General features: G+C 70.8%; 5 protein-coding genes. All 5 read left to right on the forward strand.

Translation table 11 applies throughout. The features are described from left to right. Positions 1-366: 366 nt before the first annotated feature. Complete coding sequence (locus FNH08_RS43190; protein WP_152776981.1) at positions 367-1428, forward strand: ABC transporter substrate-binding protein; 1062 nt, start codon at positions 367-369, stop codon at positions 1426-1428. A gap of 11 nt (positions 1429-1439) precedes the next feature. Continuing rightward, positions 1440-3086 (forward strand): sugar ABC transporter ATP-binding protein, encoded by a 1647-nt coding sequence (locus FNH08_RS43195; protein WP_152776982.1) that lies wholly within the window; start codon positions 1440-1442, stop codon positions 3084-3086. Then, entirely contained in the window at positions 3079-4032 is a 954-nt protein-coding gene (locus FNH08_RS43200; protein ID WP_152776983.1) for an ABC transporter permease, read from the forward strand. The genes FNH08_RS43195 and FNH08_RS43200 overlap by 8 nt, the downstream gene beginning before the upstream one ends. Next, positions 4029-4976 (forward strand): ABC transporter permease, encoded by a 948-nt coding sequence (locus tag FNH08_RS43205; RefSeq protein ID WP_152776984.1) that lies wholly within the window; start codon positions 4029-4031, stop codon positions 4974-4976. Before FNH08_RS43200 ends, FNH08_RS43205 begins: the two co-directional genes overlap by 4 nt. After that, positions 4973-5613 (forward strand): M20/M25/M40 family metallo-hydrolase (locus FNH08_RS43210; protein ID WP_152776985.1); only part of this gene is annotated, 641 nt, incomplete at its 3' end. The genes FNH08_RS43205 and FNH08_RS43210, both read left to right, overlap by 4 nt.

The raw sequence follows: 5613 nt of genomic DNA on the forward strand, positions 1-5613 counted from the left end.
CCCGCACGCACTCCCCAGCCCTGGCCCCCCGCGGGGTCTGGGGGGACCCCACGGGATGGGAACCGGCAGGCGCAGGGCACGTTACGGTAACGGTTCCGGGTCGGCCCGGTGACGCCGAAAACCCGTCGTGGCACCGCTCCGAGCTGCCGTGTTGTGCAATGTGAAATTCTGTGGTGCAGACGTGGTGCGCGGCCACGTGCGCCTCTACGTTGCCCTCTCAACAGGCCGGTCCTCACCCGGCGAAGCGCCCCCCACCCCGACCAGTGATGATCAGTGGCGCGGGTCTGGTGAAACAGGCCGCTCCCTACTCACCGCCCGGGCCATGTGCCCGGCCCGGGCACCTCACGAGGGAACCGAGGAGCAACGATGAACACACGCCCCGTACGTGGTGTGGTGGCAGTGGCAGCATCCCTGTGCGCGCTGGTCGGTGTCAGCGCGTGCAACGTCCAGTCCGACAGCGACTCCGCCAAGAGCGGTGAGAGCGCCTCGGCTGCCAAGGACCTCAAGGTCGGCTGGTCGACCATCTACCTGACTCCCTCGTGGATGCAGCAGACCCTGAAGATGATGCAGACCGACGTCACCAAGCTGAAGGCGGCGGGCAAGGTCTCCTCGTTCAAGACCTTCAACGCGAACGGCGACACCTCGCAGCAGATCTCGCAGATCCGGGCGATGATCCAGCAGAAGTACGACGTGATCCTCGTCGACGCCGGCTCCGCCACCGCGCTCAACCCGGCCCTCGAACAGGCCGTGGCCGCGGGCATCACCGTCGTCGCGTTCGACTCGCTGCCGACCAGCAAGAAGGTCGTCCGGGTCGGCACGGACCAGAAGGCCTGGGGCTCGATGATGGCCGAGTGGCTGGCCAAGAAGCTGGACGGCAAGGGCAGCATCATCGCCATGAACGGCCCGGCCGGCGTCGCCGTCAGCGAGGACCGCTGGGCCGGTGCCGAGGCGGTCTTCAAGAAGTACCCGAACATCAAGATCGTCAGTAACCTGCACAGCGAGTACAACATCGCCCCCGCCGCCCAGTCCTTCGCCTCCGCCTACTCCGCCAACCCGGACATCGACGGCGTGTTCTCGCAGGGAGGCGCGCTGTCCGCCGCCGCGCTGCAGACCCTGATCAAGGACGACAAGAAGCTCGTCCCCATCACGGGTGAGAACTACAACGGCTTCCTGAAGATGTGGAAGTCCAAGCAGAAGGACGGCTTCTCCTCCATCGCCACCGCCCAGCCCAACTACCTCGGTGTGATCGCCCTGGAGGCGGCTGTCGCCAAGCTGGAGGGCGTGAAGGTGCCGCAGGACGTCACCGTCCCGCTGCCCGAGATCACCGACGACAACCTCTCCGAGTACGTGAAGACGGACCAGCCGGACGACTCGTACCCCATCAACGAGCTGCCGCAGGCCCAGATCGACAAGCTCATCGGTAAGTGAGACACGTGACCATGGCACCGCTGCTGAGCGTGGAACAGGTGTCGAAGTCGTTCGCGGGGAACCAGGTGCTCAAGGAGGTGAGCTTCACGGTCGAGCCCGGCGAGGTGCTGGCGCTCGTCGGCGAGAACGGCGCCGGCAAGTCCACCGTGCTCTCCCTGGTCACCGGGCTCCTCGCGCCCGACTCCGGCCGGGTCGTCCACGACGGCGCTCCCGTACCCCGGGCGTGGTCGCCGCACCGCGCCCGGGCGGCCGGGATCGGGTCGGTCCACCAGGAGCTGAGCCTCAACCCGCACCAGAGCGTCGCGGAGAACGTCTTTCTCGGCGCCTGGCCCAGCCGGCGCGGGCTGGTGCGGACCCGTGATCTTGTCGCGCGGGCCCGGCCGTTGCTGGAGAGGGTCGGCCTCGACGTCGACCCGCGCACCCGGGCCGGGCGGCTGCCCCTCGGCCGCCAGCAACTGGTCGAACTGGCGAAGGCGCTGGCGGGCGAGCCCCGCCTCCTGATCCTGGACGAGGCCACCTCGGCGCTCGACGAGGACCAGGTGGGCGCCGTCTTCCGCGTCGTCCGCGAACTGCGCGACCAGGGTGGCTCCGTGATCCTCGTCAGCCACCGCATGGCTGAGCTCTTCGCGGTCAGCGACCGGTTGACGGTCCTCAAGGACGGGGCGGTCATGGCGACCCGGGAGCGGGAACGGACGGACCACGACGACATCGTGCGCCTGATGGTGGGCCGGGAGCTGTCGGACCTGTTCCCCGAGAAGGCCGCCGCCGACCCGGTGGCCGACCCCGTCGCCCCGCTGCTCCAGGCACGGGACCTGACCGTCCCCCGCGCGTGCTCCTCCGTCGACCTGGACCTCGTACCCGGCCGTATCCTCGGCCTCGGCGGTCTGCAGGGTCAGGGCCAACGCGAGGTGCTGCGCGCCCTGTTCGGCCTGGACCGGCACACGGGGCAGATCACGCTCGACGGGCGGAGGGTACGGCTCTCCTCTCCCCGTGAGGCGATCCGGCACCGCATCGCGTACGTCCCCGAGGACCGCAAGACCGAGGGCGTCCACACCGCGCGCAGCGTACGCGACAACCTCGCCCTGCCCAGCCTGCGCACCCTCGCCCCCGCCAATCGCCTCACGACCGTCTCGCGTACGGCGGAGACACGGCTGGTCGCCGACCTGACCGACCGGCTGCGCATCAAGGCCGCATCACCGGCGCAGGAGGCCCGCCGTCTGTCCGGTGGCAACCAGCAGAAGGTGGCCCTGGCCAAATGGCTGCCGACCGACCCCCGCGTCCTCCTGCTCGCCGAACCCACCCGCGGCATCGACATCGGCACCAAACGCGAGATCTACCACCTCCTGCGCCGCCTCGCCGACGACGGTCTCGCCGTCCTCGTCACCTCCGGAGACACCATGGAGCTCGTCGGCCTGTGCGACGAGGTGGCCGTGCTGTACGAGGGCAGGGTCGTGGACCGCCTCACCGGTTCCGCCCTGACCGAGGAACGCCTGGTACGGGCATCGGTGATGGGCACGGCGACGGAGAGCGACGAACAGCCCGAGGAACAGGCTGACGACCCGAGCGGTGAGAAAACGGTTCTTCTCGCCGAGGAACTCGTCAACGACATCGATGACAGTGACCGTCCCGACCCTTCCGGGAGCGTGACCCATGCGTGAGCGGATCACCGTCGCGGCCCGGGGGAACACGGATCTCCTCGGTCTGCTCGCCCTGTTGCTGGTGTTGCTCGTCGCCTACCAGCACTACGACTCCAGCCTGCTCAGCCCCGCCACCGTCACCATCCTGTCCGCGCAGTTCCTGCCCCTGATCCTGGCCGCCGCCGGGCAGACCACCGTGATGCTGCTCGGCGGGATCGACCTCTCGCTGGGGGCCGTGCTCGGGCTCGCCATGGCCGTCTTCGCCACCTACGAGGCGCGGGGCGCGGGCGACGTGGTGACGGCCATGGCGCTCGCCCTGTGCGTGGCCGTCGCGGCCGGCGCGGTCAACGGGGCCCTCGTGGCCTACGCCGGTCTGCCCCCGATCGTCGTGACGCTCGCCGCGTCGTTCCTGTGGGGCGGTGTCACCCTCGTCGTCCTGCCACAGCCCGGCGGACATGTCCCGGCCGGGCTCGTGGAGGCGTACAACAACGGCTGGTACGGGATCGCGCTCCCCGCGGTCGCCGTCGCCGTGGCGCTCGGCCTCTGGAAACTCCTGCGCACCACCCGGCACGGGCTCGCCCTCTACGCCGTGGGCGGCAACGAGCACGGCGCCTACGCCAGCGGACTGCACACCCGTGGGGTGAAGATCGGCGGCTACGCGCTGGCGGGCGCGTTCACCGGGCTCGCCGGGATCGGGCTCGCCATCCAGACCGGTTCGGCGGACCCGACGATCGGCACGCCCTACACGCTCAACTCCATCGCTGCCTCCGTCCTCGGCGGCATCAGCTTCTTCGGCGGCGTCGGGAGGATGCGCGGCACGGTCCTGGGCGCGCTGGTCATCGGCCTGCTCACCAACCTGCTGCTGTTCACCGGGATCTCGCCCTTCTACCAGCTCGTCGTGCAGGGAGTGATCCTCGTGGTGGCGCTCGCCCTGAAGACGTACCTCACGAGGGAGGCGGCCGAATGAGCGGCCTAGTGTCCGTGGCCGCGCTGCGCGGCAGCCGGCCCGTGTGGGCGTTCGGCGTGCTCGCCGTCACCTGGCTCGCGGCGATCCTCTTCGCCCACGGCTTCGACAGCGTCGCCAACTTCCGCTACCTCGTGCAGACGGCGTCGTTCCTGGGCATCGTCGCGGTCGGCCAGACCCTGGTCGTCATGATGAGCGGCATCGACCTGTCGGTGTCCGGAGTCGTCGCCCTGTCCGCGGTCGTCTGCGCCAAGGTCGCCTCCGGTACGGGAGGCGGTGCGACCGGCATCACGGTGGCGCTGCTGCTGAGCGCGCTCGTCGGGGCCGTGAACGCGGGCGGCGTGGTGTGGCTGCGGGTGCCGCCGATGGTGATGACGCTCGCCACCGGCACGATCCTCTCCGGCGCCCTGCTCGTGTACACGAACGGATCGCCCAGCTCGGCGCATGTGCCGCTGCTGGACTCGCTCGCCAACGACCGGCTGCTGGGCGTCCCCTGGGCGTTCGTCCTGTGGCTGGGCGTCGCGGCCGTCGCCTTCTGGCTGCTGCACCTGTCCCGGACCGGCCGGTACGCCTTCGCCCTCGGCGCCGGCCACGATGCCGCCCGGGCCTCCGGCGTCCCGCTCGGCGCCACGGCGTTCACCGCGTACGTCTCCTGCGCCCTGCTCGCCGGAGTGGCGGGACTGGTGCTGCTGGGCTTCACCGGCACCAGCTCGCTGACCATGGGCAACCCGTACCAGCTGCTGTCCATAGCCTCCGTCGTGCTCGGCGGCACCTCCATCCTCGGCGGCCGCGGTCACCTCCTCGGCACGGTCGGCGGCGCCCTGCTGCTCACCCTCCTCACCGCGCTGCTGACCTCGTGGAACCTCTCGGAGGGCGTACGCCAGGTCGTCCTCGGCATCCTGATCATCGGCCTGCTGCTGGTCTACGCGAGGGAGCGCCGCACATGAGGGACCAGGCCACCCCGCTCGTACGGGACCTCGTACGCATCCCCAGCGTCAACCCCCGGAACGCGCCGGGCGACGGGGGCGAGACAGCGGTCGCCGAGTACGTGCGCGACTGGCTGGCCCGGCACGGCGTACACGCCGAGCTGCACGAGGTGCTGCCCGGGCGGTGCAACGTGGTCGCCGTGGTGCCGGGGCGCAGCGCGGCGGCCGTGCTCCTCGAAACGCACCTCGACACGGTGGAGACGGACGGCATGACCGTGCCGCCGTACGAGGGCGAGGTCCGCGGCGGCCGGCTGTACGGGCGGGGCGCCTGCGACGCCAAGGGGCCGCTCGGCGCGTTCATGCTGGCCGCCGTCGAACTCGCCCGTGGCGAGCCCCCGCCGTACACGGTCGTCCTCGCCGGGGTCTGCGACGAGGAGCACGACTACCGGGGTGTCCTGCACCTGCTGAACACACTGGGGGACCGCCCGGTCGTCGGCGCGCTGGTCGGCGAACCCACCGGGCTCGTCCCGGCCACCGCCCACAAGGGCGTCGTGCGCTACACCGTGCGCACCCACGGGCGGGCCGGGCACAGCTCGCGCCCCGAGGACGCGGTCAACGCCATCTCGCTGATGGCCCCCGTCCTCGCCCACCTCGCCGC

It is taken from the genome of Streptomyces spongiae, from assembly GCF_009377185.1.
GTDB classification, from domain to species: domain Bacteria; phylum Actinomycetota; class Actinomycetes; order Streptomycetales; family Streptomycetaceae; genus Streptomyces; species Streptomyces spongiae.

What these genes read in the sequence shown, in the direction of transcription:
- FNH08_RS43190 (WP_152776981.1), top strand. Translation starts at nt 367, where the DNA reads ATGAACACACGCCCCGTACGTGGTGTGGTGGCAGTGGCAGCATCCCTG.
- FNH08_RS43195 (WP_152776982.1), top strand. Translation starts at nt 1,440, where the DNA reads ATGGCACCGCTGCTGAGCGTGGAACAGGTGTCGAAGTCGTTCGCGGGG.
- FNH08_RS43200 (WP_152776983.1), top strand. Translation starts at nt 3,079, where the DNA reads ATGCGTGAGCGGATCACCGTCGCGGCCCGGGGGAACACGGATCTCCTC.
- FNH08_RS43205 (WP_152776984.1), top strand. Translation starts at nt 4,029, where the DNA reads ATGAGCGGCCTAGTGTCCGTGGCCGCGCTGCGCGGCAGCCGGCCCGTG.